The organism is Streptomyces sp. NPDC001410, from assembly GCF_042895235.1.
In the GTDB taxonomy this organism is placed as follows: domain Bacteria; phylum Actinomycetota; class Actinomycetes; order Streptomycetales; family Streptomycetaceae; genus Streptomyces.
Genome location: NZ_JBIAWE010000024.1, coordinates 1 through 21,675 on the forward strand (window position 1 = coordinate 1; position 21,675 = coordinate 21,675).

Below are 21,675 nucleotides of genomic sequence, written 5' to 3' on the forward strand. Positions count from 1 at the left end.
TGAGACTTCGAACACCTCCCCCAACGGCACGGGAGCCTCGTGCGTTGCGCACCCCGTCGGCGTCACCCGATCAGTGGCCGTGCTGAAAACGCTCAGTGATATGAGCCAATCGCCTTCGTGCCCTGGTGCTGCTCGGCGGGAGCCGTCAGCCCTCGCCCTGGTGGGCTGCCGCGGGCGCGCCCAGCGAGGTCGTCACCCGCGCCATGTACGGCATCCGCGGGAACCGGGTGAACAACGGCGTGACCGGCTGGATGATCTCCGTCTGCTACTTCGCGCTGAACCTCGCCGCTGCGGCGACCGCCGCCTTCTCCCTGGTCGCGCGGACCGGCCTGCCGGTGAACAACGCGGTGAAGGCGCTCGTCGTCGTACTGATCGCCGCGGTCACCCTCGCCATCAGCGTCTACGGCCATGCCGCGATCATCCGGCTCTACGTCCCGATCACCCTCGCCCTCACCGCCGTCTTCGCCGTGCTGGCCTTCGCCGTGCTGCGGCACACCGACTTCGGCTACGTCCCGGACCGCAAGCTGACCGGCAGCGCGCTGTGGGCGACCGCGCTGGCCGGGGTGGGGCTGATCGCGTCGGGCCCGCTGTCGTACACAACCAGCGCCGACTTCTCCCGCTATCTGCCTCGCAGCACGTCCGCGAGGTCGGTGGCGGGCTGGACGGCGTTCGGCGGGTTCCTGCCCGGCACCCTGGTCTGCTGTCTCGGCGCGTTCGTGGCGACCGCGGTCGACATGAGCGATCCGCAGGGCGCGCTGGAGGGGCTGCTGCCCGGCTGGTTCCGCCCGCTGTTCCTGCTCGCGCTGGTCCTCGGCACCGTCGCCCTCAACGTCCTGACCGCCTACAGCGCCGGTCTCGCCCTGCAGGCCGTCGGCATCCGCGTCCGGCGTTCGCTCAGCGTCCTCGTCGACGGAGCCGTCTCCGTCTCGCTGACCTTCTACGCGCTGCTCGTGTCCGACTTCCTGGACACGGTCGGGAACGTCCTGCAGCTGACCGTGGTCCTGCTCGGCCCGAGCATGGCCGTCTACGCCACCGACATCCTGCTGCGCCGCAACCGCTACGACGGCCTCGCCCCCGCCGACGAGACCCCGGGCAGCCCCTTCTGGTACACCGGCGGGGTCAACTGGTCCGGCGCGCTGGCCCTCGCGGCGGGTGTCGCCGCCTCCGCCGCGTGCGTCGACACGGTGTACACCGGGCCGGTGGCCGCCGCCCTGGGCGGTCGATCTCGCCCTGACCGTGGGGCTGTTGGTCGCTTCCGGGGTGTACGCGGTGTCGATGCGTGCCGTTCGCCGGCAGGGGTGAGCAGCCGGGCGGCGGTGCCTCAGACCTCGCCGAGGAAACCCGGGTCGGCCGGACCCAGCTGCCGGGCGAAGTCCGCCGCCACACCCAGGACTTCGCGCATCGCCACGGCCCGCCGGGTCGTGGCCGCGAGGTCGTCCTGCGCCTCCTTGGACCACAGGAACGGGTAGACGGTGATGCCCTGCGAGAGGTCCAGGGCGGCGGCCTCCTCGCGCCAGCCGGGCGGGCGCAGCCCGTCGTAGAACGTCTCCAGCCGGCCCGACAGGAGCCACCACACCCAGGTGGAGTGGCCCATGTCCAGGGCCTCCCACTCCAGGGTGTCGGGAGCGAAGTACGTCATCTGCCCGGGATCGCCCGGGCGGCCCGCTCCGGCCGGGTCGTGGCCGTTGAGTGCGAACACCCCACCGAGCACGTCGTGCCCGACGACCAGACCCGAGGCGGGATGCCAGGCGGGATCGAACTCCTCCGGGAAGCCGTTGACCCGGCCCAGACCGGGCAGACCGCCGGTCGCCGCCGAACCGCCGCCGTACACCCGCAGCCACCCGTCGTCCAGGACGAGCCCGCCGCAGTTCAGCGCGAGCGCGCCGAGCGTGGAGCGCGCGGTGACCTGCATCTGCAGCAGGCACCGGCGGCCTTCGCCGGGGTCGACCGGCAGCACACGGACCGGCACGGCACTGGCCGCGAGCAGCTCCTGGAGCTGCGGCCAGGCCGGATCGTCCACCTGGGCCAGTTCGTCGATCTCGCGCATCCGAGGATCATGGCACGCCCGCCGCGCCGGGCCCCGGCCGCCCCCGGTCAGCCCCGCGCGCTGTTCCTCCTGCACTTCCGGTTCGGCCGGTGCGGGCGCCGGAGGGTCTCCAACTCGCCCACGGCCGCGCGGATGTGCGGCGGGTCCTTCGGATCCGTCGTACCGGCGCACCACCACGACGGCCGGCCGGACTCCTTGCGCAGGTGCATCCCCAGGTCGTGCACGGCGCAGACCGGCCATGCCTGCCACAGGCGCTCCGAGACCGTGTCCTGGGCGGCCTCGGCAACGGCCTCCAGGGCGTCGGCGGAGGTGTCCGGGTCGGCCCACAGAGGGTTGCCGTGCCACTCGCCGTTGGCGAGGGCGACGTAGACCTGGTCCGGTTCGCCCTCCTCCCAGGGCACCGCGAAGAGGCACAGGGGCCGCTGCTCGGGCAGGGTCACCGCCAGGTCGCGGTTGACCGCTGCCAAGGCCTCGTCCCAGAGGGGGTGTTCGCCGGCCGGCACGAGGCGCGGTTCGGGCCGGTCGAAGGGCGAGTGGTAGCGCATGAGGGCATCCTCTCCCAGGCACCCGCCCCTCCGTCATCTCCTTATCTCTGGGATGCTCTTGGTGCATGTCGAGGCCCGGGAGTGTGCATGAACGTTTCCCCCGCGAGGGGCGCGGCCGATGTCGACGCCCTGATCGATGACGTCGTCCGCTCCGTGGACCGGCTCGCGCAGACGATGGACGCTCTGTCCGACGCCGAGTGCCGGGCGCCCTCCGGACTCGCTCCGTGGACCCGGGGCCAGGTGCTCGCGCACATCGCGGGCGGCGCGGACGCCTACGTCTGGCTGCTGCGGCTGGCGCGTACGGGCTCCGCGCCGGGGCCCCGGCAGGATGCGGCCGCCCTGGCCGAGGCGGCCGAGCGGACCGCCGCCCTGCCCGCCGACGCACTGGCCGACCGGACACGGCGGGCCCTGGACCTGGTCGTGGCGGAGGCCCGGGGGATGCCCGCGGCAAGGTGGGACACCCTGGTGGCGGCGCTCGCGGGCTGGCGGCACCCCGCCTGGTACACCCTGCTGCGGTGTCAGCGGGAACTGGAGCACCACCATGCCGACCTCGGCCTGGAGTACGGCGCCTCCGACTGGCCGACGTCGTACGTGTCCTGGGCGCTCGACGAGACCCTCGCCACTCTGCAGACCCAGGGGCATCCCCTCTCCCGCGTCGAGGCGGTCGACCTGGGCCGCCGCTGGGCCCTGTCTCCCGAGGGCCCCTCGGTCGCCGGGCCCGGACACCTCCTGCTGGGGTGGCTCAGCGGGCGGACTCCGGCCACGGGCCTGGTGTCCGACGGTCCGGCCGAGACCCTGCCCCCTCCCCCGAGGTGGCCGCAGCCGCCGACGCCCGGGTGGGGCCGGACCGACGACGTCCTCGGCCACGGCTGACCCACGGTCGCCGTAGGACGCGTGCTGGACGCACAGCTGACGAGCCGTGAGACTGGGGCACCTGCGACGCCCCGGCTCTCCAGGACGGTGACCATGGAAGTGGAAGTTCCCCGCGTCGAACTCACCCCGCAAGCCGCCGAGTTGGTGCGCAGGCTGCGGGCCGAGCACGGTCCGCTGATGTTCCACCAGTCGGGCGGCTGCTGCGACGGCAGCGCGCCCATGTGCTACCCGGACGGCGAGTTCCGGACCGGCGGCTCCGACGTGCTGCTGGCGGAACTGGCGGTGGAGGGCGTCGAGGAGCCCGTGACCTTCTGGATGTCGAGGAGCCAGTACGAGGTGTGGAGCCACACCCGGCTGATCGTCGACGTGGTACCCGGACGAGGAAGCGGATTCTCGCTGGAGGCACCCGAGGGGGTGCGTTTTCTCACTCGTTCTCGCGTAGTCGACGCCTAGCTCCCCCGCGCGCCACCGCCGTCTGCTGCACTTCCCTGAGTCCTGGGACAGTTGACGAGACTTCAGGGGGCGCAGTGGCGCGTGATCGGCGGCAGACGACGGCAGGCAGATCGGTTCTCACGGTTCTCACGGCGTTCGGTGTACTGGCCGGTGCGGCCCTGGCGGGGGCGGCGCCGGCCGGTGCCGTACCGCTGGGCAGGCGGGTCGCGCCGGGTGTCACCTACCGGCAGTTCGACATCGAGGAGGCGGCGGGCAGGGCACACGCCCACCTGCTCACCGTCGATCTGAACAATCCTCATGTCCGGCTGGACCTGCTGTACCCCGGGTCGGTGGCGGCCCGCGCGACCGTCTCGAACCTGGCCGACTCGGCCGGCGCGGTCGCCGGGGTCAACGGCGACTTCTTCAACATCAGCGAGACCCAGCACCCGGGCGTGGAGGCGACGGGCGCGACCGTGGGACCGGCGATCGCCGGCGGACAGGTGCTCAAGGCGGCGGTGCCGAAGGCCCAGCGGTTCGGGCCGTCGCTACCGCCCGGTACGACCACGACGGACGTCCTCGGCGTGGGCACCGACGGGCGGGCCCGGCTGGACCGCCTCACCCTCAGCGGCTCCGTCGGCACGCCGGAGGGGGAGTTCCCGCTCAAGGGCCTCAACCAGTACGCATTGCCGCAGAACTCCGTCGGCGCCTTCACCTCGCGGTGGGGCAGCGTCTCGCGGGAGCGTGCCACCTGCGGCACGGACACCGACCGGGCGGGGGCGTGCAGCGAGGACACCTATGAGGTGAAGGTGCGCGGCGGTGAGGTGGTCTCCGCCTCCGACACCCCGGGCAGCGGCTCGATCCCCGCGGACACCACGGTCCTGGTGGGCCGCGAGCAGGGCGCGCAGCAGCTGCGGCAGCTGTCCGCGGGCGACGAGGTGACCGTCACGCACGACCTGGTGGCGGCCACGGCCAAGGTGCCGTACAGGTTCGCGATCGGCGGCTACCCGGTCCTGCGTGGCGGCAGGCCGCTGTCCGGCCTGGACGACAACACCTCGGCCGTGCGTACCGTCGTGGGCTTCGCGGACGACGGGCACAGGATGCTGCTGCTCGCGCTGGACGGGGCCGCGGCCTACCGGACGGGCATGACCATCGCCGAAGAGGCCGACCTCATGGACGGCTTGGGCGCGTCCGACGCGTTCAACCTCGACGGCGGAGGCTCGTCCGAGATGGTCACCCGGGACACGGGCGCGGGCAGCGTGACGGTTCGCAACCACCCGAGCGGCGGATCCGAGCGCCCGGTCCCGAACGGCATCGGGGTCTTCTCGTCGTGACCGCGACGGCCTACGGCCGCAGGCTGCTCACCAGGTCGGCGGTCGCGGTGAGCCCGCTGTGGATGGTGGGCGCCATGCTGGTGCTGGCCAGGTAGAAGCCGAGCAGCATGCAGACCAGGCCGTGCGAGATCTTCAGGGCGCCGTTGCGCATGAAGATCACGACAATGATCAGGAGCAGCAGCACCACAGAGATGGAAACGGCCATCGGGAACCTCCTCCGCCACGCCCCATGAGCGGCGTTCGGCCGCAAGTGTGGCGTAGCGGGGGGTTCGTCCGGGCGGCTGACATGTCCTCCGATCGTGTGGTCTTACCCGGACGGGTGTGCGTCCAGGAAGGCCTCCAGGCCGGCGAGGTCGTCGGTGTTGAGGTAGTCGACGCCGCCGGCGAGCAGTTCCGTCCACAGGGCGTCCCGGGCCGCACCCGCCGTGTCCGGGGTCGCCCAGAACCTGATCTGCTGCCCGCACGCGTGGGCGGCACAGGTGATGTCGCGCAGCTTCTGCCGCTCGGCGTCCGGGAACGGGCCCGCGCCCAGCCAGGTGAAGTTCAGCGTCCAGTTGTCGCTGATCAGCGGGGCGAAGGAGGCGGGGGCCGCGGTGCCGAGGTCGGCGAGCCGACCGTCGTAGAAGGCGCGGCGCTCGGTCTGGGCCTCCATGGGGAGACGGGCCGCGCGGTCGCCGGAGATGACGGCGGTGACCGGACCGGGGTGGAGGCGGCCGTGCGCGTAGCGGGTGAACAGCTGCGGGTAGCGCCGCAGGTGCCGGTCGAGTTCGAGGTACGTCGTGGAGCCCTCGGTCTTGATGTCGATGAGGAGCTGCATCGGCTGTCGCCAACCCCGGTACACGGAGCCACGGTTGGCCTTGACGCGAGCGGCCAGGGGGTCGAGGTAGAGGGACTCCAGGGTGCGGGTCGGGTCCAGTTCGGAGCTGTCGTGGCCGATGAGCAGCTGGTCGCCGACGAGGAAGATGTCGGCCTCGACGCTGCCGAAGCGGTGGCCGAGGGCGTCGAACAGGGGCCGCGGGTGCTCGTAGTCGTTGTGGGCGTGCGCGTGCCACAGCGGGCGCGGGCCGCGGTGGCCGCCGCCCGCCCAGGCCTGGCCGACGGGCAGGGCGACCGCGCCCGCGAGGGCGGCGCCGAGGGTGGTGAGGGCTCTGCGACGGGTGGTGAGGGCCATGCGCTGCCTCCCTTGAGGGACCGGATGGGACCGGGGAGAGTATGCGTGCGCCCTCCAGCCAAATAGCCCTGTTCTACAGGGAGTTGGCCGGACTGCTGCCCTCTGTTCACTTGGTGACGGGTGCGCCCACGAAGAAGCCCGCCCCAGGTGGGGCGGGCTTCACACGCCGTGCGTCAGGGCGCCTGGAGGTCGACCAGTTCGGCCAGGGCCTCCCGGTGGGCACCCGCGGTGCCGTAGGCGATCGAGTCGGCCTTGGCCCGCTTCAGGTACAGGTGGATCGGGTGCTCCCAGGTCATGCCGATGCCGGCGTGCAACTGCAGGGCCTCCTCGGCCGCGTGGACGGCGACCGGCGCCGCGTACGCCTGGGCGACGGCGACCGTGAGGTCGGTGTCCTCGCCGGAGGCGAGCGCGTCGGCGGCGGCGCGGGCGGCGGCCCGGAGGTTGACGACCTCCAGCCACAACTGGGCGAGCCGGTGCTTGAGCGCCTGGAACCCGCCGACCGGCCGGTTGAACTGCTTGCGCTCCTTCAGGTACCGGACCGTCTCGGTCAGCGCCCAGTCGGCGACGCCGAGTTGCTCGGCGGCGAGCAGTCCGGCGGCGCTGCGCAGGGCCCGTCGTACGGCCACTTCCGTGTCGCCGATGCGGCGGCCGGGCGCGCCGTCGAGGGTGACGGTGGCGAGCGGGCGGGTCAGGTCCAGGGAGGTCTGCGGGGTGACGGTCACGGCGTCGGCGGCGACCGCGTACAGCCCGCCGTCGTCGGCCGGGACGAGCAGGACGTCGGCGGCGGCCGCGTCCGCGATGCCCGTCAACTCCCCGTGCAGGGTGCCGTTCTCCAGCCGTACGGCCTTGAAGGCGGCGCCCGGGGCCGAGTGCAGCCCGACCGCGAGGGCGCCGATGGTGCGCCCGGAGGCCAGGCGGCCCAGCAGTTCCTCGTCCCCGCAGGCCAGCAGGGCCTCGGTGGCCACGACCGCGCTGGTGAGGTACGGGACGGGCGCGACCGCCCGGCCCAGCTCCTCCAGAACGACGGCGACTTCACGGTGAGTGGCCCCCTGGCCGCCCTGCGCCTCGGGCACGAGCAGCCCGGCGAGGCCCATGCCGTCGGCGAGGGACTTCCACAGGGCGAGGTCGTGCGGAGTGTCCGACTCGGTGCGGGTGATCACGCCGGCCGCGTCGCAGTGGTCCGTGAGCAGGTCGCGGACCGCGGCGCGCAGCGCCTCTTCCTCCTCGGAGTAGAGCAGATCCGGCTGTGTGCTCATCGGGCCAGGTCCTTCCATGCGACGTCCTTGTCGGTGCGCGGCTCGGCGGGCAGGCCCAGGACGCGCTCGGCGACGATGTTCAGCAGGACCTCGGTGGTCCCGCCCTCGATGCTGTTGCCCTTGGAGCGCAGGTAGCGGTAGCCGGCGTCGCGGCCGACGAAGTCCACCAGTTCGGGGCGCCTCATCGTCCAGTCGTCGTACAGAAGCCCCTCCTCACCCCGGAGTTCGACCTCCAGGCCGCTGATCTCCTGGTTGAGGCGGGCGAAGGCGAGCTTCATGCCGGCGCCCTCGGGGCCGGGTTGGCCCGCGACGAGCTGTTGGCGCAGCCGCTCGGCGGTGAACCGGGCGACCTCGGAGTCGACCCAGAGCTTCAGCAGCCGCTGGTGCAGGTCGTGGGTGCGCAGTTCGGGGCGTTCCCGCCAGGTCTTCGAGACCGGGCCGATCATGCCGCCCTCGCGGGGCAGTCGCATGCCGCCGATGGCGACGCGTTCGTTGTTGAGCGTGGTCTGGGCGACCCGCCAGCCGTCGCCGACCTCGCCGAGGCGGCGGGAGTCGGGGATGCGGACGTCGGTGAGGAAGACCTCGTTGAACTCGGCCTCGCCGGTGATCTGGCGCAGCGGCCGCACCTCGACGCCCGGGTCGGTCATGTCGCAGATGAAGTAGGTGATGCCCGCGTGCTTGGGCACGTCCGGGTCGGTGCGGGCGATGAGGATGGCCCAGCGGGAGTTGTGCGCGCCGGACGTCCACACCTTCTGCCCGTTGACCACCCACTCGTCGCCCTCACGGACGGCCCGGGTGCCGAGCGCGGCCAGGTCGGAGCCGGCACCGGGTTCGCTGAACAGCTGGCACCAGACCTCCTCCCCCACCCACAGCGGCCGCAGATAGCGCCGCTTCTGCTCCTCCGTGCCGTACTTGAGGATCGTCGGCGCAGCCATGCCGAGCCCGATGCCGTTGCGGCGCGAGTCGTTGTCGGGGGCGCCCGCGGCTTCCAGCTCGGCGTCCACCACGACCTGGAGGGAGCGCGGGACACCGAGTCCGCCGAGGCCCTCCGGGTAGTGCACCCAGGCCAGCCCGGCGTCGAAGCGGGCCCGGAGGAACTCCAGGCGGTCGGTCGTGGCGGGCGGATGCGCGGCGAGCAACTCCCTTGCGAGGCGGCGCAGTTCGTCGGCGTCGGTCATGCGGCGGCTCCGTTCTCCATCATTACGGCGACCCGGCCGGTGGTCACCCCGTCGGCGACCCGCTGCACGGCCGCGGCGGCGTCGGCGAGCGGCACCCGCTCGCTCACCAGCGGCTTGATCGCGCCCCGCGCGGCCAGCTCGGTGAGCTGCTCGTGGCAGTGCAGGACCAGCTTCGGGTTCTTGGTGTTGTACAGGCCCCAGTGGAGGCCGAGGATCGAGTAGTTCTTCACCAGGGCGTGGTTGAGCGCGGGGCTCGGGATGGTGCCGCTGGCGAAGCCGACCACGACGATCCGGCCCTCGAAGGCGACGACCTTGGCGGACTGGGCGTAGGCCGCGCCGCCGACGGGGTCGTAGATCACGTCGGCGCCCCGGCCACCGGTGGCCTCCTTCACGGCGGCGACCACGTCCTCGGTGCGGCGGTCGACGACCACGTCGCAGCCCAGCTCCCGGGCGACGGCGGCCTTGTCGGCACCGCCGACCACGCCGATCACGGTGGCCCCGGCCGCCTTGCCGAGCTGCACGGCCGCGCTGCCGACCCCGCCGGCAGCGGCGTGCACGAGCAGGGTCTCCCCCGCTTCCAGGTGGGCGCGGCGGTGCAGGCCGAACCAGCCCGTCTGGTAGCCGATGTGCAGCGCGGCGGCCTCGGCATCGTCCAGGGACTCGGGCGCGGGCAGCAGGGCGCGGGCGTCGGCGAGCGCGTACTCGGCGAAGCCGCCGTACGGCAGCGCGGGGTTGGCGATCACCCGGCGGCCGTCCTCGGTCTCGGCGCAGATCTCCACACCGGGCGTGAAGGGCATCGGCGGCCGCACCTGGTACTGCCCCCGGCACATCAGGGCGTCCGGGAAGTTGATGTTGGCGGCCCGCACGCGCAGCAGTACCTGGCCCTCACCGGGCGTGGGCCGCTCCACCTCCGCCAAGCGCATCACCTCGCTCGGCTCGCCGTTCTCGTGCACTTGCCATGCCTGCATGCGGGGCCTCCACGGGACTGCTTCGTCTGACCGGGTCCGACCGCATACTAAGCGGTCGCTTGCCCATCAGGGAACAGTCGGCCACGTCACTTACGAGCCGGCCGCGCCCGTACGTGCATCCGCTCCCCCTGTGCCCCGAACAGGCTGAGGAACTCCACCGGCCCTTCCCCCGTCGACCCGAACCAGTGCGGCACCCGCGTGTCGAACTCCGCCGCCTCCCCCGCCGCCAGCACCACGTCGTGTTCGCCGAGCACCAGCCGGAGCCTGCCCGAGAGCACGTACAGCCACTCGTAGCCCTCGTGGGTGCGCGGATCCGGCTCCTGCCTGCGCTGGGGTTCGCGGACCTTGAAGGCCTGGAGGCCGCCGGGCTGGCGGGTCAGCGGCCAGAAGGTCCGGCCGTGCCGTTCGAGCGGCTTCGCCCGCACCCTGGGGTCGCCGACCGGCGGGGCGCCGACCAGCTCGTCCAGCGGTACCTGGTGGGCCTGGGCGATGGGCAGCAGCAGCTCCAGGCTGGGTTTGCGCAGGCCGGACTCCAGCCGGGACAGGGTGCTGACGGAGATGCCGGTCGCCTCGGACAGCGCGGCCAGGGTGACCTCCCGCTCCTTTCGGATCCGCCGGAGCCTCGGGCCGACGCCCGCCAGAACGTCGTCGGTGTTCTCGGTGCTCATACCCGTATTGCAGTTTCGGCAAAGAAGTTTGTCAACGCGGCAGCGGGTGGGCGAACGTCGGGCGCGGAGGTGGTCACCGTGACCGAGACATATGAAGTGGTGGTGGTCGGGGGCGGCGCGGCCGGCCTGTCCGCCGCGCTGGTGCTGGGCCGGGCCCGGCGGCGCACGCTGGTGGTCGACGCGGGCGAGCCGCGCAACGCGCCGTCCGCGCACATGCAGGGCTATCTGTCCCGGGACGGCATGTCGCCCGCCGAGTTCCTGGCCGTAGGGCGCGAGGAGATCGCGCGGTACGGCGTGGAACTGGTCCGGGACCGGGTGGTGGACGCGACCGGAGACGAGGACTTCACCGTGGTGCTCGCGAGCGGCCGGACCGTATCGGCGCGGCAGCTGGTCGTCGCCACCGGCCTGAAGGACAAGCTGCCGCCGGTCCCGGGGATCGCCGAGCGGTTCGGCCGGGACGTGATCCACTGCCCGTACTGCCACGGCTGGGAGGCCCGCGACCGGGCGACCGGCGTGCTGGCGAGCAGCCCGATGAGCGTGCACCAGGCGCTGATGGTGACGCAGTGGTCGAAGGACGTGCGGTTCTTCCTGCACGAGGTGCGGGAGACGGAGCTGACGGACGAGGACCGGCGCAGGCTGGCCGCCGCCGGGGTCACCGTCGTACCCGGTGCGGTCGCGGAGGTGCTCGCCGGGGAGGACCGGCTCACCGGCGTCCGGCTGGCGGACGGCACGGTCCACGACCGCGAGGTGCTGTACGTCGCGCCACGTGCCGTTCCGCAGAACGACCTGCTCGTGCGGCTGGGCGCGGAACTGCGCGAGACGCCCTTCGGCAGCTTCCCGGTGATCGACGAGCGGGGCCTGACGACCGTGCCGGGTCTGTGGGCGGCGGGCAACGCCAGCGGCTTCGCCGAGCAGGTGGTGAACGCGGCGAGCCGTGGCTACCGGGCCGGGGCGGCGATCAACGGCGAGCTGCTCTTCGCCGACCTCGACGCGGCCGTACGGGTGTAGACCCCGCACCCGCGGTGCAACCATGACTGCATGCTGCTGTCCCGGCTCGCCGAGGTGTCCCGGGCGATCGCCGCGACGGCCGCCCGGTCCCGTAAGACCGCGCTGCTCGCGGAGCTGTTCCGGGACGCGGAGGCGGACGACGTGCCGATCGTCATCCCCTACCTGGCCGGACGGCTCCCCCAGGGGCGGCTCGGCGTCGGCTGGAAGGTGCTGAGTCGCCCGGTCCCGCCGGCCGCCGAGCCCTCGCTGACCGTGCGGGAGGTCGACGCCCGGCTCAGCGAGCTGGGCAAGGTGTCCGGGGCCGGCTCCCAGGCGGAGCGGGCCCGCATCGTCGGCGAGCTGATGGGCGCGGCCACCGAGGCGGAGCAGCACTTCCTGCGCGGCCTGCTCACCGGCGAGGTGCGGCAGGGCGCGCTGGACGCGGTCGCCGTCGAGGGTCTGGCCCGGGCGACCGGCGCGGATCCGGCGGACGTCCGGCGGGCGGTGATGCTCGCCGGGTCGCTGCAGACGGTGGCGCAGGCCCTGCTCGCCGAGGGGCCCGGGGCACTGGACCGGTTCCGGCTCACGGTCGGCCGCCCGGTGCTGCCGATGCTGGCGCAGAGCGCCTCCTCGGTGGCCGAGGCGGTCGAGAAGCTGGGCGCGTGCGCGGTGGAGGAGAAGCTGGACGGCATCCGGGTCCAGGTCCACCGGGAGGGCAGCGCGGTACGGATCCACACCCGGACGCTGGACGACATCACCGACCGGCTGCCCGAAGTGACCCGGGCGGCCCTGGGGTTGGCGAGCGACCGGTTCATCCTCGACGGCGAGGTCATCTCCTTCGGCGCGGACGGCCGACCCCGCTCCTTCCAGGAGACCGCCGGCCGGGTGGGCTCCCGGACCGACGTGGCGAAGGCCGCCGTTCAGGTGCCCGTCTGCCCCGTCTTCTTCGACGTGCTGGTGGTCGGCGGGCAGGACGTGCTCGACCTGCCGTTCTCCGAACGGCACGCGCTGCTGACCGATCTGGTGCCCGCGCCGCTGCGGGTCCGCCGGACCGTGGCGTCGGGGCCACAGCACATCCCCGAGGCGGAACGCTTCCTCGCCGACACCCTCGCCCGCGGCCACGAGGGCGTGGTCGTCAAGGCGCTGGACGCCCCCTACAGCGCGGGCCGGCGCGGTGCGTCCTGGCTGAAGGTCAAGCCCGTGCACACGCTCGACCTGGTGGTCCTGGCCGCCGAGTGGGGCCACGGCCGCCGCACCGGCAAGCTCTCCAACCTCCACCTCGGCGCCCGCAACCCGGACGGCACCTTCGCGATGCTCGGCAAGACCTTCAAGGGCATGACCGACGCGATGCTCGCCTGGCAGACCGAGCGGCTGCGGGGGCTCGCCGTCGAGGACGACGGCTGGGTGGTCACCGTCCGCCCGGAACTCGTCGTGGAGATCGCCTACGACGGCCTGCAGCGCTCCTCCCGCTACCCGGCCGGCGTCACCCTGCGCTTCGCCCGCGTGGTCCGCTACCGCGAGGACAAGAGGGCGGCGCAGGTCGATACGGTGGAGGCCCTGCTGGCGGCCCACCCGGAGGTCAAGCCGTGACGGTGCGGACGACGAAGCGCAGCGCGGGACTGCTGCTGTTCCGGCACACCGACGACGGGCTGGAGGTGTTGCTCGGCCATATGGGCGGTCCCTTCTTCGCGAAGAAGGACGCGGGAGCGTGGACCGTGCCCAAGGGCGAGTACGAGCCCGACGAGCCCGCCCGGGAGGCGGCCCGGCGCGAGTTCCGGGAGGAGCTGGGGCTGGCGCCGCCCGACGGGCAGGCCGTACCTCTGGGCGAGGTCGCGCAGGCCAACGGCAAGATCGTGACCGTGTGGGCGATCGAGGCCGACCTGGACCCGGAGGCGATCGACCCCGGCACCTTCACCATGGAGTGGCCGCCGAGGTCCGGGCGGACGCAGGAGTTCCCGGAACTGGACCGGGTGGCGTGGTTCGCTCTGGACCGGGCCCGGGCGCTGATCATCACGGCTCAGGCCGCGTTTCTCGACCGACTGGCGGAGCACTCAGGCTGACCGTGAGCCGTAGGGGCTGGAGCGCCGCGGAGGGCGAACACAATCAATACAGCGGGCTACGCGTTGCGTGCGGCACCGCCGCGCGCGAAGGTCGAAGCAAGCCCGCTCCCAGGGAGGTCAGCCATGCCCATCGCGACGGTGAACCCGGCGAACGGCGAGACGCTCAAGACGTACGAGTCCATGGGTGAGGAGGAGCTCGAACGCCGGCTCCAGCTCGCCGAGGCGACATTCCGCACGTACCGGACGACCACGTTCGCCGAACGCGCCCGACTGCTGAACAAGGCCGCCGACCTGCTGGACGAGGACCAGCAGGAGATCGGCCGGGTCATGACCACCGAGATGGGCAAGCCGGTCAAGCAGGCCCGCGCGGAGGCCGCGAAGTGCGCCAAGGCGATGCGCTGGTACGCCGAACGCGCCGAGGGACTGCTCACCGAAGAGGAACCGGCCGAGGCGGACGTGCGGGACTCCGGCGCCTCGCGGGTCCGGGTCCGCTACCGGCCGCTCGGGCCCGTCCTCGCGGTGATGCCGTGGAACTTCCCCCTGTGGCAGGTGATCCGCTTCGCCGCGCCCGCGCTGATGGCGGGCAACGTGGGCCTGCTCAAGCACGCCTCGAACGTCCCCCAGACGGCCCTGTACCTGGAGGACCTGTTCCACCGGGCGGGCTTCAAGGAGGGCTGTTTCCAGACGCTGCTGGTCGGCTCGGGAGCGGTCGACGGCATCCTGCGCGACGAGCGGGTGAAGGCCGCGACGCTCACGGGCAGCGAGCCGGCCGGGCGGGCCGTCGCCGCCACCTCCGGCGAGATGATCAAGAAGACGGTGCTGGAGCTGGGCGGCAGCGACCCGTTCGTCGTCATGCCCTCCGCCGACCTCGACCGCGCGGCGCAGGTCGCCGTGACCGCGCGGGTGCAGAACAACGGACAGTCCTGCATCGCGGCCAAGCGGTTCATCGTGCACACCGACGCGTACGACGCGTTCGCCGAGAAGTTCGTCGCGGGCATGAAGGCGCTCAAGATCGGTGACCCGCTGGAGGAGAGCACCGAGATCGGGCCGCTCTCCACCGAGCAGGGGCGGGCCGACCTGGAGGAGCTGGTCGACGACGCGAAGCGCAGCGGCGCCCAGGTGCTGTGCGGCGGGGAACGCCCGAACTGGCCGGGCTGGTACTACCCGCCGACCGTCCTGGCGGGCATCACCCGGGAGATGCGCATCCACCGTGAGGAGGCGTTCGGGCCGGTCGCCACGCTGTACCGGGCCGGCGACCTGGACGAGGCGATCCTGATCGCGAACGACTCCTTCTTCGGGCTGAGTTCGAACGTGTGGACGCGGGACGAGAACGAGGTGGAGCGGTTCGCCCGGGATCTGGAGGCGGGTGGCGTGTTCGTCAACGGGATGACCGCCTCCCATCCGGCGTTCCCGTTCGGTGGTGTGAAGCGTTCCGGGTACGGGCGTGAGCTGTCCGGGCACGGAATCCGGGAGTTCTGCAACATCACCACGGTTTGGCAGGGTGCGTGAGGACTGCGCGGCTACCATCCCGTTTGTGAACCGCGAAGTGACCCTGCCTCTGATCGTCGACGACCGCGGTGCCCTGCAGGTGGCGGCGGCCGACGTGAGTAAGTTGTTGCGGACCGTGGGTGGGCGGTGGCTGCATCTTGTCGAGGCCGGGGAGCAGGGGCTCGACGAGGATACGGTCGCCGCGTTGACCATTGAGCTGGCGAAGCTTGCGGATCGTATCGACGTGGCTTGTATCGCGCACAGCAGCGGGGCGCCGTAGCTAGGGAGTTTCCCTCAGCGAGTTCCAGAACATCGCCTCGTAGGACTGGAGCAGGCGTCCGTAGGTGTGCGCGAGGTCTGTGTTCAGGTGGCCGGATTCCAGTGCCGCCGCCACCGCCGCCGTCGCCTGTGCGTCCAGGTCGGGGGACGGCTGCGCGAAGAAGTCGAAGAAGGCGCAGGCCTCGTCCGAGAAGCCGTAGTGGTGGCGCAGGCCTTCGGCGATACGGGCGCAATAGCCGCCCCACGCCGAGAAGTTGGCGGTGAGAGCCAGGATCGCGTCGGCCGGGGAGGCGTTGAGGGCGAGCCAGGAGACGTAGGCGGGGTAGGCCTGGCAGCCGGGGCGGGGAACGTATGTGTGCGTCTGCTCCTCGGTCACGCCGGATGCCCCCGCGAACGCGGTCAGATGCTCCCCCGCGAGCGTCTCGCCCTCGGCGAGCGCGGTGAAGAAGGCGGCCGCGGTGCGGGAGTCGGCCGCGCGCTCGGCCAGGTGTACGAAGGCGCGCTGGTCCGCGGCGATCACCCACCGCTGTTCCAGGGCCAGGGCGGCGAGGGTCTCGCGGCTCACCTCGCCCACGGCGATCAGCGGGACGAGGGGGTTGGTCCGCGGGTTCGGGGCGAGTTGGGCGGTCGTGGTGGCCAGTAGTTCTGCGGCCTTGGACGTCATCGGGGCCTCCGAGGGTGGTACGGGCTTGAGGTCCGATCCCTACCCCTTGTCCCCGATTCGGAGTAACCCGACGAGAGATCGTCGCCCCCTCGGGTGAACCTGGGTGGACCACCTTCTGACCGGCGGGCGCGAGTCCGCCGGACGGCGAAAGCAGGGACGGCTCATGGCGACTTTGTGCAGACCCTCGGTGTCCGTACCCGAACACGTGATCACGATGGAGGAGACGCTGGAGCTGGCACGTACGCACCACGCGGACCACCCCCAGCTGCCGCTGGCCCTCCGGCTGATCGAGAACACGGGCGTCCGCACCCGGCACATCGTGCAGCCCATCGAGGAGACCCTGAAACACCCCGGGTTCGAGGAGCGCAACAAGCTCTACGAGGCGGAGGCGAAGGCCCGTGTCCCCGCGGTGATCCAGCGCGCGCTCGACGACGCGGAGATCCTGACCTCCGACATCGATGTCATCATCTACGTGTCGTGCACGGGCTTCATGATGCCCTCGCTGACCGCGTGGCTGATCAACGAGATGGACTTCCCGTCCAACACCCGCCAGCTCCCCATAGCCCAGTTGGGCTGTGCGGCCGGCGGCGCGGCCATCAACCGGGCCCACGACTTCTGCTCGGCCTACCCGGAGGGCAACGTCCTCATCGTGGCCTGCGAGTTCTGCTCGCTGTGCTACCAGCCCACCGACCTCGGCGTCGGCTCGCTGCTGTCCAACGGCCTGTTCGGCGACGGCATCGCCGCGGCCGTGGTGCGGGGCCGGGGCGGCACGGGCGTCCATCTGGAGCGCAACGGCTCGTACCTGATCCCCAAGACCGAGGACTGGATCGCGTACGACGTCCGGGCCACCGGCTTCCACTTCCTGCTGGACAAGCGGGTGCCGACCACCATGGAGCCGCTCGCTCCGGCGCTCCAGGACCTCGCGGGCACGCACGGCTGGGACGCCGCCGACCTGGACTTCTACATCATCCACGCGGGCGGTCCCCGAATACTCGACGACCTCAGCAAGTTCCTCCAGGTCGACCCGCACGCCTTCCGGTTCAGCCGGGCCACGCTCACCGAGTACGGCAACATCGCCAGCGCCGTCGTCCTGGACGCGCTGCGCCGGCTGTTCGACGAGGGCGGTGCCGAGCACCGGGCGCGCGGGCTGCTCGCCGGGTTCGGTCCCGGCATCACCGCCGAGATGACCGTGGGCCGCTGGGTCAAGGACGGCGGGATGGCGCGATGAGCGAGGAGACCCTCACCGGGATCCTGCCCCCGATCCGGCACTGGCCGGCCGTCGATCTGACCGGGACGGACTTCGACCCGGTGCTGGCCGACCTGATGCGCGAGGGCCCGGTCACCCGCGTCCAGCTGGCCAACGGCGAGGGCTGGGCGTGGCTGGTCACCCGGTACGACGACGTGCGCATGGTGGCCAACGACCCCCGCTTCGGCCGCGAGGCGGTCATGGGCAGGCAGGTGACCCGGCTCGCCCCGCACTACGTCCCGGACCGGGGCGCGGTCGGCTTCCTGGACCCGCCCGACCACACCCGGCTGCGCCGCTCGGTCGCCGCCGCGTTCACCGCGAAGGGCGTGGAGCGGATCCGCGAGCAGGCGCGCGACCTGCTGGACGAGCTGGTCGACGAACTCCTCCAGGACGGCCCGCCCGCCGACCTGACGGCGACGATCCTCAGCCCCTTCCCGATCGCGGTGATCTGCGAGCTGATGGGCGTCCCGGCGGGCGACCGGCACGACATGCACACCTGGACCCAGCTGATCCTATCCTCCGCGCACGGAAAGGAGGCCAGCGAGAAGGCCAAGCGCGAGATGAGTGCCTACTTCTCCGACCTCATCGGGCTGCGCGAGGGCAGCACGGCCGAGGACGTCACCTCGCTGCTCGGCGCCGCCGTGGGCCGGGGCGAGGTCACCCCGGAGGAGGCCGTCGGCCTCGCCGGCCTCCTCCAGATCGGCGGCGAGGCGGTCACCAACAACAGCGGGCAGTTGTTCTACCTGCTGCTGACCCGCCCCGACCTGGTCGAACGGCTGCGCTCCGATCCGGGGATCCGCCCGAAGGCGATCGACGAGCTGCTGCGCTACATCCCGCACCGCAACGCCGTCGGCCTCTCCCGGATCGCCCTGGAGGACGTGGAGATCAGGGGCGTACGCATCCGCGCGGGCGACGCGGTCTACGTCTCCTACCTGGCCGCCAACCGCGACCCGGACGTCTTCACCGACCCGGAGACCATCGACTTCTCCCGCAGCCCCAACCCGCACGTGGCGTTCGGCTTCGGCCCGCACTACTGCCCCGGCGGCATGCTGGCGCGGCTGGAAGCGGAACTCCTGGTGGACGCCCTGCTGGACCGGCTGCCGGGCCTGCGGCTCGCCGTACCGCCCGGACAGGTGGCTTTCCGGAAGGGCGCGTTGATCCGCGGGCCCGAGGCCCTGCCCGTGACGTGGTGAGCGACCGATGACGACGACCGAGGGACTGCTCGTGCCTCCGGGCCATGGCCGCGTCGTCGCGACGTCCGCCCAGCGCGTGACGTTCAAGGTCACCGGCACCCATTCGCGGATGGCCTCCACCTTCGAGGTGGAGGTCCCGCCGGGCTTCGACGTCGGTGCCCATGTGCACACGCGCAGCGAGGAGTTGTTCTACGTCCTCGACGGCGAGCTGGACGTGCTCGCCTTCGAGCCGCGCGTCCGCACCCCCGACAACTGGCAGAAGTGGGAGTCGAGTTCGGGCAGCCGAGTGGTACGGGCAACCCCGGGCACGGTGATCGTCGTACCACCGGGATGCCCCCACGCGTTCGCGAACCCGACGGACACACCGGCGAAGATGTTCTTCCAGGCGAGTCCGCCGCCCGATCACGAGCGCTACTTCGAGGAGCTGCTGGAGATCCTGGGGAGCGGGGGGCCGCCGGATCAGGAGGCGATAGAGGAACTACGCGCCAAGTACGACATCCAGCAGCTGACTCCGCTCAGGCACAGGTGATTCCGTGAGCGCTACCGAATCGGCATCCCCGACAAGGTCCGCGCGATCACCAGCCGCTGAATCTCACTCGTACCCTCGAAGATCGTGTAGATCGCGCTGTCCCGGTGCATCCGCTCCACCGGGTACTCCCTGGTGTACCCGTTGCCGCCCAGAATCTGGATCGCCTGCGCGGTCACCCTCTTCGCGGTCTCGCTGGCGAACAGCTTGGACATGGAGCCCTCGGCCGCGGTGAACGGCCTGCCGTTGACCGCCATCCAGGAGGCGCGCCACACGAGCAGCCGCGCGGCGTCGATCTGCGTGCGCATGTCCGCGAGCTGGAAGGCGACACCCTGGTTGTCGATGATCGGCCGCCCGAACTGCTCCCGCGTCCGGGCGTAATCAAGGGCGACTTCATAGGCAGCCCGAGCGGTGCCGACAGCCATCGCGCCGACAGCAGGCCGGCTCGCTTCGAACGTCGCCATCGCCGCGTTCCTGACCCGCTCACCGCCGGAGGCCTTCGCCCGGGCGAGCCGCTCGTCCAGCTTTTCCTTGCCGCCGAGCAGGCAGGAGCCGGGAACGCGGACGTTCTCCAGGACGACCTCGGCGGTGTGCGAGGCACGGATGCCGTGCTTCTTGAACTTCTGCCCCTGGGACAGCCCCGGCGTGCCCGGCGGGACGATGAAGGAGGCGTGACCCTTGGAGCCCAGCTCCGGGTCGACGACCGCGACGACGACGTGAACGCCCGCGATGCCGCCGTTGGTCGCCCAGGTCTTCGTGCCGTTGATCACCCACTCGTCCTTGGCCTCGTCGTACACGGCACGCGTGCGCATCGAGGCGACGTCGGAGCCGGCGTCGGGCTCGGAGGAACAGAACGCGGCGACCTTGACGTCGTTCGCGTCGCCGTACATCTGGGGGATCCAGGTACCGATCTGCTCCTCGGTTCCGTTGGCGAGAACGCCCACGGCGGCCAGGCCGGTGCCCACAATGGAGAGGGCGATGCCCGCGTCGCCCCAGAACAGCTCCTCCATGGCCATCGGAATGCCGAGGCCGGTGGGGTCGAAGTACTGCTGCGCGTAGAAGTCGAGGGAGTAGATGCCTACCTTCGCGGCCTCCTGGATGACCGGCCAGGGAGTCTCCTCACGCTCGTCCCATTCGGCGGCCGCGGGGCGGATGACGTCGGCGGCGAAACCGTGCAGCCAGTCCCGGACCTCCTTCTGTTCGTCGTTGAGCTCCATGGTGAACTCGGCCATGTCCCCTCCAGCGGCGGCGCATACGGTGTTACCAGTGGTGTTACTGGCGGTAACACGAGTGTGTTACCGACCGGTAGGAAAAGTCAACTCCCGATGACTCCTCGGCATCCCGTTCGATGTCAGGGGCGTGGACAGTGTTAGTTTGCGCAGGCGTCACCGAATCAGCACGGGTGGGGAGAGCACATGGACACCACGCAGCGGACCGATCAACAGCGGTCCGCCGACCGCCGACGGCGCGAGCTGCTGGAGGCGGCGGACCGAGTCGTTCTGCGTGAAGGTCCGCAGGCCTCGATGAACGCCATCGCCGCGGAGGCCGGCATCACCAAGCCGATCCTCTACCGCCACTTCGGCGACAAGGGCGGGCTGTACGCGGCCTTGGCCAAGCGGCACACGGACGCCCTGCTCGACTCGCTGCGGGCGGCACTGGACGCCCCGGCCGAGCGGCGGGAGCGCGTCGAGTCCACGCTGGACACCTACCTCGCGGCGATCGAGGCACGACCTCAGGTGTATCGCTTCCTCATGCATCCGGCGGAGGGAAGCCAGGGAGGCGAACCGGGCTTCGACGTCGGCAAGCACTCGGCCCCGCTGCTTCGGCGGATGGGCGAGGAGCTGGCTCAGGTCATCGAGGAGCGGTTGGACCTCGGGCCCGGGAGTCAGCAGCTCGCCCGGGTCTGGGGGCACGGGATCGTCGGAATGATGCATGCGGCCGGGGACTGGTGGCTCGGCGAGCGGCCGTGCTCCCGGGCCGAGTTGGTGAGGTCTCTCGCCGATCTGCTGTGGGGTCGCCTTGCGGCAGCCGGGGACAAAATGGGCGGTCCGGGGTTCTGACGGTCACGATTCGGGTGCGGGTGCGTGGGGGCCGGTCGCGCCCGCGCGGCGGAGCCGCAGGTTGAACACAGCCCCGCGCCCCTTCAGGCGGGACCGGTTTCCCGGTGCCACGAAGATCGCGAGATTTGTCTCATCAGTCTGCGGCGGCGCCAGCCCTTGATGTGGTCGGCGTACACCGTGCCCTCCAAGTGGTCCGACTCGTGCTGCAGGCACCTGGCGAAGAAACCCGTGCCGTGCACGGTGATCGGCTCTCCGGTCGCGGTGAGGCCCTCGACGACCGCGTGGTCGTAGCGTTCCGTGCCCGCTTCCAGGCCCGGCAGGGACAGACAGCCCTCCGGGCCGCGGATCACCACGCCGTCCGCCTCCACCAGGCGCGGGTTCACGACATGTCCGAGATGTCGGACGTCCTCGTCGTCGGGGCAGTCGTAGACGAACACCCGCAGCGGCACGCCGATCTGGTTCGCGGCCAGGCCCACCCCCTGGGCCGCGTACATGGTCGCGAACAAGTCCTCCACGAGCGCCGCCAGTTCGGGGCCGAAGTCCGTGACGGCCCGGCAGGGCCCGTGCAGGACGGGGTCGTGGAGCAGGGAAAGAGGCCGGACGCGCCCGTGGGCGCCCGGGATCGAGCCGTGTCGCATGGCGGCAAGGGTACGGTTCGTTCAGTTCATGCCCGCCGCCAGGCATGGGCCGGGATTCGGGTGTG

General features: G+C 71.7%; 23 protein-coding genes and 1 pseudogene. 13 read left to right on the plus strand and 11 right to left on the minus strand.

Annotation, left to right across the window (positions count from 1 at the left end):
- Positions 1-167 precede the first annotated feature (167 nt).
- Positions 168-1,302 (plus strand): annotated as a pseudogene (locus ACFY3C_RS38990) (purine-cytosine permease family protein); the annotation flags it as partial.
- 19 nt (positions 1,303-1,321) lie between these two features.
- Here the strand turns inward: ACFY3C_RS38990 and ACFY3C_RS38995 are convergent.
- Both ACFY3C_RS38995 and ACFY3C_RS39000 read right to left on the minus strand, forming a co-directional pair.
- Positions 1,322-2,047: a DUF2625 domain-containing protein gene (locus tag ACFY3C_RS38995; RefSeq protein ID WP_390774211.1), complete on the minus strand. Its 726-nt coding sequence runs from the start codon at positions 2,045-2,047 to the stop codon at positions 1,322-1,324.
- Between the two features lie 47 nt (positions 2,048-2,094).
- On the minus strand, positions 2,095-2,592 hold the full coding sequence (locus tag ACFY3C_RS39000; RefSeq protein ID WP_390774212.1) for a hypothetical protein: 498 nt from the start codon (positions 2,590-2,592) through the stop codon (positions 2,095-2,097).
- A gap of 87 nt (positions 2,593-2,679) precedes the next feature.
- On the opposite strand from ACFY3C_RS39000, the gene ACFY3C_RS39005 reads away from it, so the two are divergent.
- The 3 genes from ACFY3C_RS39005 (at position 2,680) to ACFY3C_RS39015 (ending at position 5,228) form a co-directional block, all read left to right on the plus strand.
- Complete coding sequence (locus ACFY3C_RS39005) at positions 2,680-3,465, plus strand: maleylpyruvate isomerase family mycothiol-dependent enzyme (RefSeq protein WP_390774213.1); 786 nt, start codon at positions 2,680-2,682, stop codon at positions 3,463-3,465.
- A 93-nt stretch (positions 3,466-3,558) separates the two neighbouring features.
- Positions 3,559-3,918 carry a DUF779 domain-containing protein gene (locus ACFY3C_RS39010; RefSeq protein ID WP_094221470.1) on the plus strand — a complete coding sequence of 120 codons (360 nt, stop codon included), beginning with the start codon at positions 3,559-3,561 and terminating at the stop codon, positions 3,916-3,918.
- A 74-nt stretch (positions 3,919-3,992) separates the two neighbouring features.
- On the plus strand, positions 3,993-5,228 hold the full coding sequence (locus ACFY3C_RS39015) for a phosphodiester glycosidase family protein (RefSeq protein ID WP_390774214.1): 1,236 nt from the start codon (positions 3,993-3,995) through the stop codon (positions 5,226-5,228).
- 10 nt (positions 5,229-5,238) lie between these two features.
- Here ACFY3C_RS39015 and ACFY3C_RS39020 read toward each other — a convergent pair whose 3' ends face one another.
- The 6 genes from ACFY3C_RS39020 to ACFY3C_RS39045 all read right to left on the minus strand — a co-directional run bounded on the left by ACFY3C_RS39020 (position 5,239) and on the right by ACFY3C_RS39045 (position 10,469).
- Positions 5,239-5,433, minus strand: a complete 195-nt coding sequence (locus ACFY3C_RS39020; protein ID WP_386580637.1) for a hypothetical protein — start codon at positions 5,431-5,433, stop codon at positions 5,239-5,241.
- Between the two features lie 102 nt (positions 5,434-5,535).
- Positions 5,536-6,399, minus strand: coding sequence for a phosphatidylinositol-specific phospholipase C/glycerophosphodiester phosphodiesterase family protein (locus ACFY3C_RS39025; RefSeq protein ID WP_390774215.1), 864 nt, complete (start codon positions 6,397-6,399; stop codon positions 5,536-5,538).
- A 173-nt stretch (positions 6,400-6,572) separates the two neighbouring features.
- A complete protein-coding gene (locus ACFY3C_RS39030) occupies positions 6,573-7,655 on the minus strand; it encodes an acyl-CoA dehydrogenase family protein (RefSeq protein WP_390774216.1) in 1,083 nt (360 codons plus the stop codon).
- On the minus strand, positions 7,652-8,833 hold the full coding sequence (locus ACFY3C_RS39035; protein WP_386580631.1) for an acyl-CoA dehydrogenase family protein: 1,182 nt from the start codon (positions 8,831-8,833) through the stop codon (positions 7,652-7,654). The genes ACFY3C_RS39030 and ACFY3C_RS39035 overlap by 4 nt, the downstream gene beginning before the upstream one ends.
- Positions 8,830-9,801, minus strand: a complete 972-nt coding sequence (locus tag ACFY3C_RS39040; protein WP_386580629.1) for an NADPH:quinone oxidoreductase family protein — start codon at positions 9,799-9,801, stop codon at positions 8,830-8,832. Before ACFY3C_RS39040 ends, ACFY3C_RS39035 begins: the two co-directional genes overlap by 4 nt.
- A gap of 86 nt (positions 9,802-9,887) precedes the next feature.
- Positions 9,888-10,469 carry a helix-turn-helix domain-containing protein gene (locus tag ACFY3C_RS39045; RefSeq protein WP_386580627.1) on the minus strand — a complete coding sequence of 194 codons (582 nt, stop codon included), beginning with the start codon at positions 10,467-10,469 and terminating at the stop codon, positions 9,888-9,890.
- A 78-nt stretch (positions 10,470-10,547) separates the two neighbouring features.
- On the opposite strand from ACFY3C_RS39045, the gene ACFY3C_RS39050 reads away from it, so the two are divergent.
- The 5 genes from ACFY3C_RS39050 (at position 10,548) to ACFY3C_RS39070 (ending at position 15,284) form a co-directional block, all read left to right on the plus strand.
- Positions 10,548-11,477, plus strand: coding sequence for an NAD(P)/FAD-dependent oxidoreductase (locus tag ACFY3C_RS39050; RefSeq protein ID WP_390774217.1), 930 nt, complete (start codon positions 10,548-10,550; stop codon positions 11,475-11,477).
- Positions 11,478-11,507: 30 nt separating this feature from the next.
- Entirely contained in the window at positions 11,508-13,046 is a 1,539-nt protein-coding gene (locus tag ACFY3C_RS39055; RefSeq protein ID WP_390774218.1) for an ATP-dependent DNA ligase, read from the plus strand.
- Complete coding sequence (locus ACFY3C_RS39060) at positions 13,043-13,516, plus strand: NUDIX domain-containing protein (protein WP_390774219.1); 474 nt, start codon at positions 13,043-13,045, stop codon at positions 13,514-13,516. The genes ACFY3C_RS39055 and ACFY3C_RS39060 overlap by 4 nt, the downstream gene beginning before the upstream one ends.
- A gap of 123 nt (positions 13,517-13,639) precedes the next feature.
- Positions 13,640-15,025 carry an NADP-dependent succinic semialdehyde dehydrogenase gene (locus ACFY3C_RS39065; RefSeq protein ID WP_386580620.1) on the plus strand — a complete coding sequence of 462 codons (1,386 nt, stop codon included), beginning with the start codon at positions 13,640-13,642 and terminating at the stop codon, positions 15,023-15,025.
- A 25-nt stretch (positions 15,026-15,050) separates the two neighbouring features.
- Complete coding sequence (locus tag ACFY3C_RS39070) at positions 15,051-15,284, plus strand: DUF6213 family protein (RefSeq protein WP_386580618.1); 234 nt, start codon at positions 15,051-15,053, stop codon at positions 15,282-15,284.
- Here the strand turns inward: ACFY3C_RS39070 and ACFY3C_RS39075 are convergent, their stop codons facing one another.
- Positions 15,285-15,947, minus strand: a complete 663-nt coding sequence (locus tag ACFY3C_RS39075; protein ID WP_390774220.1) for a transcriptional regulator — start codon at positions 15,945-15,947, stop codon at positions 15,285-15,287.
- Positions 15,948-16,110: 163 nt separating this feature from the next.
- Here ACFY3C_RS39075 and ACFY3C_RS39080 point away from each other — a divergent pair, with 163 nt between their 5' ends.
- From ACFY3C_RS39080 to ACFY3C_RS39090, 3 genes are read left to right on the plus strand one after another with little or no spacing between them, the layout of a single operon-like run.
- The gene (locus ACFY3C_RS39080) at positions 16,111-17,175 is read left to right on the plus strand and encodes a type III polyketide synthase (protein WP_386580614.1); all 1,065 of its coding nucleotides are present in this window, start codon (positions 16,111-16,113) and stop codon (positions 17,173-17,175) included.
- Positions 17,172-18,386 (plus strand): cytochrome P450, encoded by a 1,215-nt coding sequence (locus tag ACFY3C_RS39085; protein ID WP_390774221.1) that lies wholly within the window; start codon positions 17,172-17,174, stop codon positions 18,384-18,386. Before ACFY3C_RS39080 ends, ACFY3C_RS39085 begins: the two co-directional genes overlap by 4 nt.
- 7 nt (positions 18,387-18,393) lie before the next feature.
- Positions 18,394-18,915, plus strand: coding sequence for a cupin domain-containing protein (locus ACFY3C_RS39090; RefSeq protein WP_386580611.1), 522 nt, complete (start codon positions 18,394-18,396; stop codon positions 18,913-18,915).
- Between the two features lie 11 nt (positions 18,916-18,926).
- Here ACFY3C_RS39090 and ACFY3C_RS39095 read toward each other — a convergent pair whose 3' ends face one another.
- Complete coding sequence (locus ACFY3C_RS39095; RefSeq protein ID WP_390774222.1) at positions 18,927-20,144, minus strand: acyl-CoA dehydrogenase family protein; 1,218 nt, start codon at positions 20,142-20,144, stop codon at positions 18,927-18,929.
- Between the two features lie 183 nt (positions 20,145-20,327).
- On the opposite strand from ACFY3C_RS39095, the gene ACFY3C_RS39100 reads away from it, so the two are divergent.
- A complete protein-coding gene (locus ACFY3C_RS39100) occupies positions 20,328-20,972 on the plus strand; it encodes a TetR family transcriptional regulator (protein ID WP_390774223.1) in 645 nt (214 codons plus the stop codon).
- A gap of 83 nt (positions 20,973-21,055) precedes the next feature.
- Here ACFY3C_RS39100 and def read toward each other — a convergent pair whose 3' ends face one another.
- A complete protein-coding gene (gene def / locus ACFY3C_RS39105) occupies positions 21,056-21,610 on the minus strand; it encodes a peptide deformylase (RefSeq protein ID WP_386580606.1) in 555 nt (184 codons plus the stop codon).
- Between the last annotated feature and the right edge of the window lie 65 nt (positions 21,611-21,675).

What these genes read in the sequence shown, in the direction of transcription:
- ACFY3C_RS38995 (WP_390774211.1), bottom strand. Translation starts at nt 2,047, where the DNA reads ATGCGCGAGATCGACGAACTGGCCCAGGTGGACGATCCGGCCTGGCCG.
- ACFY3C_RS39000 (WP_390774212.1), bottom strand. Translation starts at nt 2,592, where the DNA reads ATGCGCTACCACTCGCCCTTCGACCGGCCCGAACCGCGCCTCGTGCCG.
- ACFY3C_RS39005 (WP_390774213.1), top strand. Translation starts at nt 2,680, where the DNA reads ATGAACGTTTCCCCCGCGAGGGGCGCGGCCGATGTCGACGCCCTGATC.
- ACFY3C_RS39010 (WP_094221470.1), top strand. Translation starts at nt 3,559, where the DNA reads ATGGAAGTGGAAGTTCCCCGCGTCGAACTCACCCCGCAAGCCGCCGAG.
- ACFY3C_RS39020 (WP_386580637.1), bottom strand. Translation starts at nt 5,433, where the DNA reads ATGGCCGTTTCCATCTCTGTGGTGCTGCTGCTCCTGATCATTGTCGTG.
- ACFY3C_RS39025 (WP_390774215.1), bottom strand. Translation starts at nt 6,399, where the DNA reads ATGGCCCTCACCACCCGTCGCAGAGCCCTCACCACCCTCGGCGCCGCC.
- ACFY3C_RS39030 (WP_390774216.1), bottom strand. Translation starts at nt 7,655, where the DNA reads ATGAGCACACAGCCGGATCTGCTCTACTCCGAGGAGGAAGAGGCGCTG.
- ACFY3C_RS39035 (WP_386580631.1), bottom strand. Translation starts at nt 8,833, where the DNA reads ATGACCGACGCCGACGAACTGCGCCGCCTCGCAAGGGAGTTGCTCGCC.
- ACFY3C_RS39040 (WP_386580629.1), bottom strand. Translation starts at nt 9,801, where the DNA reads ATGCAGGCATGGCAAGTGCACGAGAACGGCGAGCCGAGCGAGGTGATG.
- ACFY3C_RS39045 (WP_386580627.1), bottom strand. Translation starts at nt 10,469, where the DNA reads ATGAGCACCGAGAACACCGACGACGTTCTGGCGGGCGTCGGCCCGAGG.
- ACFY3C_RS39055 (WP_390774218.1), top strand. Translation starts at nt 11,508, where the DNA reads ATGCTGCTGTCCCGGCTCGCCGAGGTGTCCCGGGCGATCGCCGCGACG.
- ACFY3C_RS39065 (WP_386580620.1), top strand. Translation starts at nt 13,640, where the DNA reads ATGCCCATCGCGACGGTGAACCCGGCGAACGGCGAGACGCTCAAGACG.
- ACFY3C_RS39075 (WP_390774220.1), bottom strand. Translation starts at nt 15,947, where the DNA reads ATGACGTCCAAGGCCGCAGAACTACTGGCCACCACGACCGCCCAACTC.
- ACFY3C_RS39080 (WP_386580614.1), top strand. Translation starts at nt 16,111, where the DNA reads ATGGCGACTTTGTGCAGACCCTCGGTGTCCGTACCCGAACACGTGATC.
- ACFY3C_RS39085 (WP_390774221.1), top strand. Translation starts at nt 17,172, where the DNA reads ATGAGCGAGGAGACCCTCACCGGGATCCTGCCCCCGATCCGGCACTGG.
- ACFY3C_RS39090 (WP_386580611.1), top strand. Translation starts at nt 18,394, where the DNA reads ATGACGACGACCGAGGGACTGCTCGTGCCTCCGGGCCATGGCCGCGTC.
- ACFY3C_RS39095 (WP_390774222.1), bottom strand. Translation starts at nt 20,144, where the DNA reads ATGGCCGAGTTCACCATGGAGCTCAACGACGAACAGAAGGAGGTCCGG.
- ACFY3C_RS39100 (WP_390774223.1), top strand. Translation starts at nt 20,328, where the DNA reads ATGGACACCACGCAGCGGACCGATCAACAGCGGTCCGCCGACCGCCGA.
- def (WP_386580606.1), bottom strand. Translation starts at nt 21,610, where the DNA reads ATGCGACACGGCTCGATCCCGGGCGCCCACGGGCGCGTCCGGCCTCTT.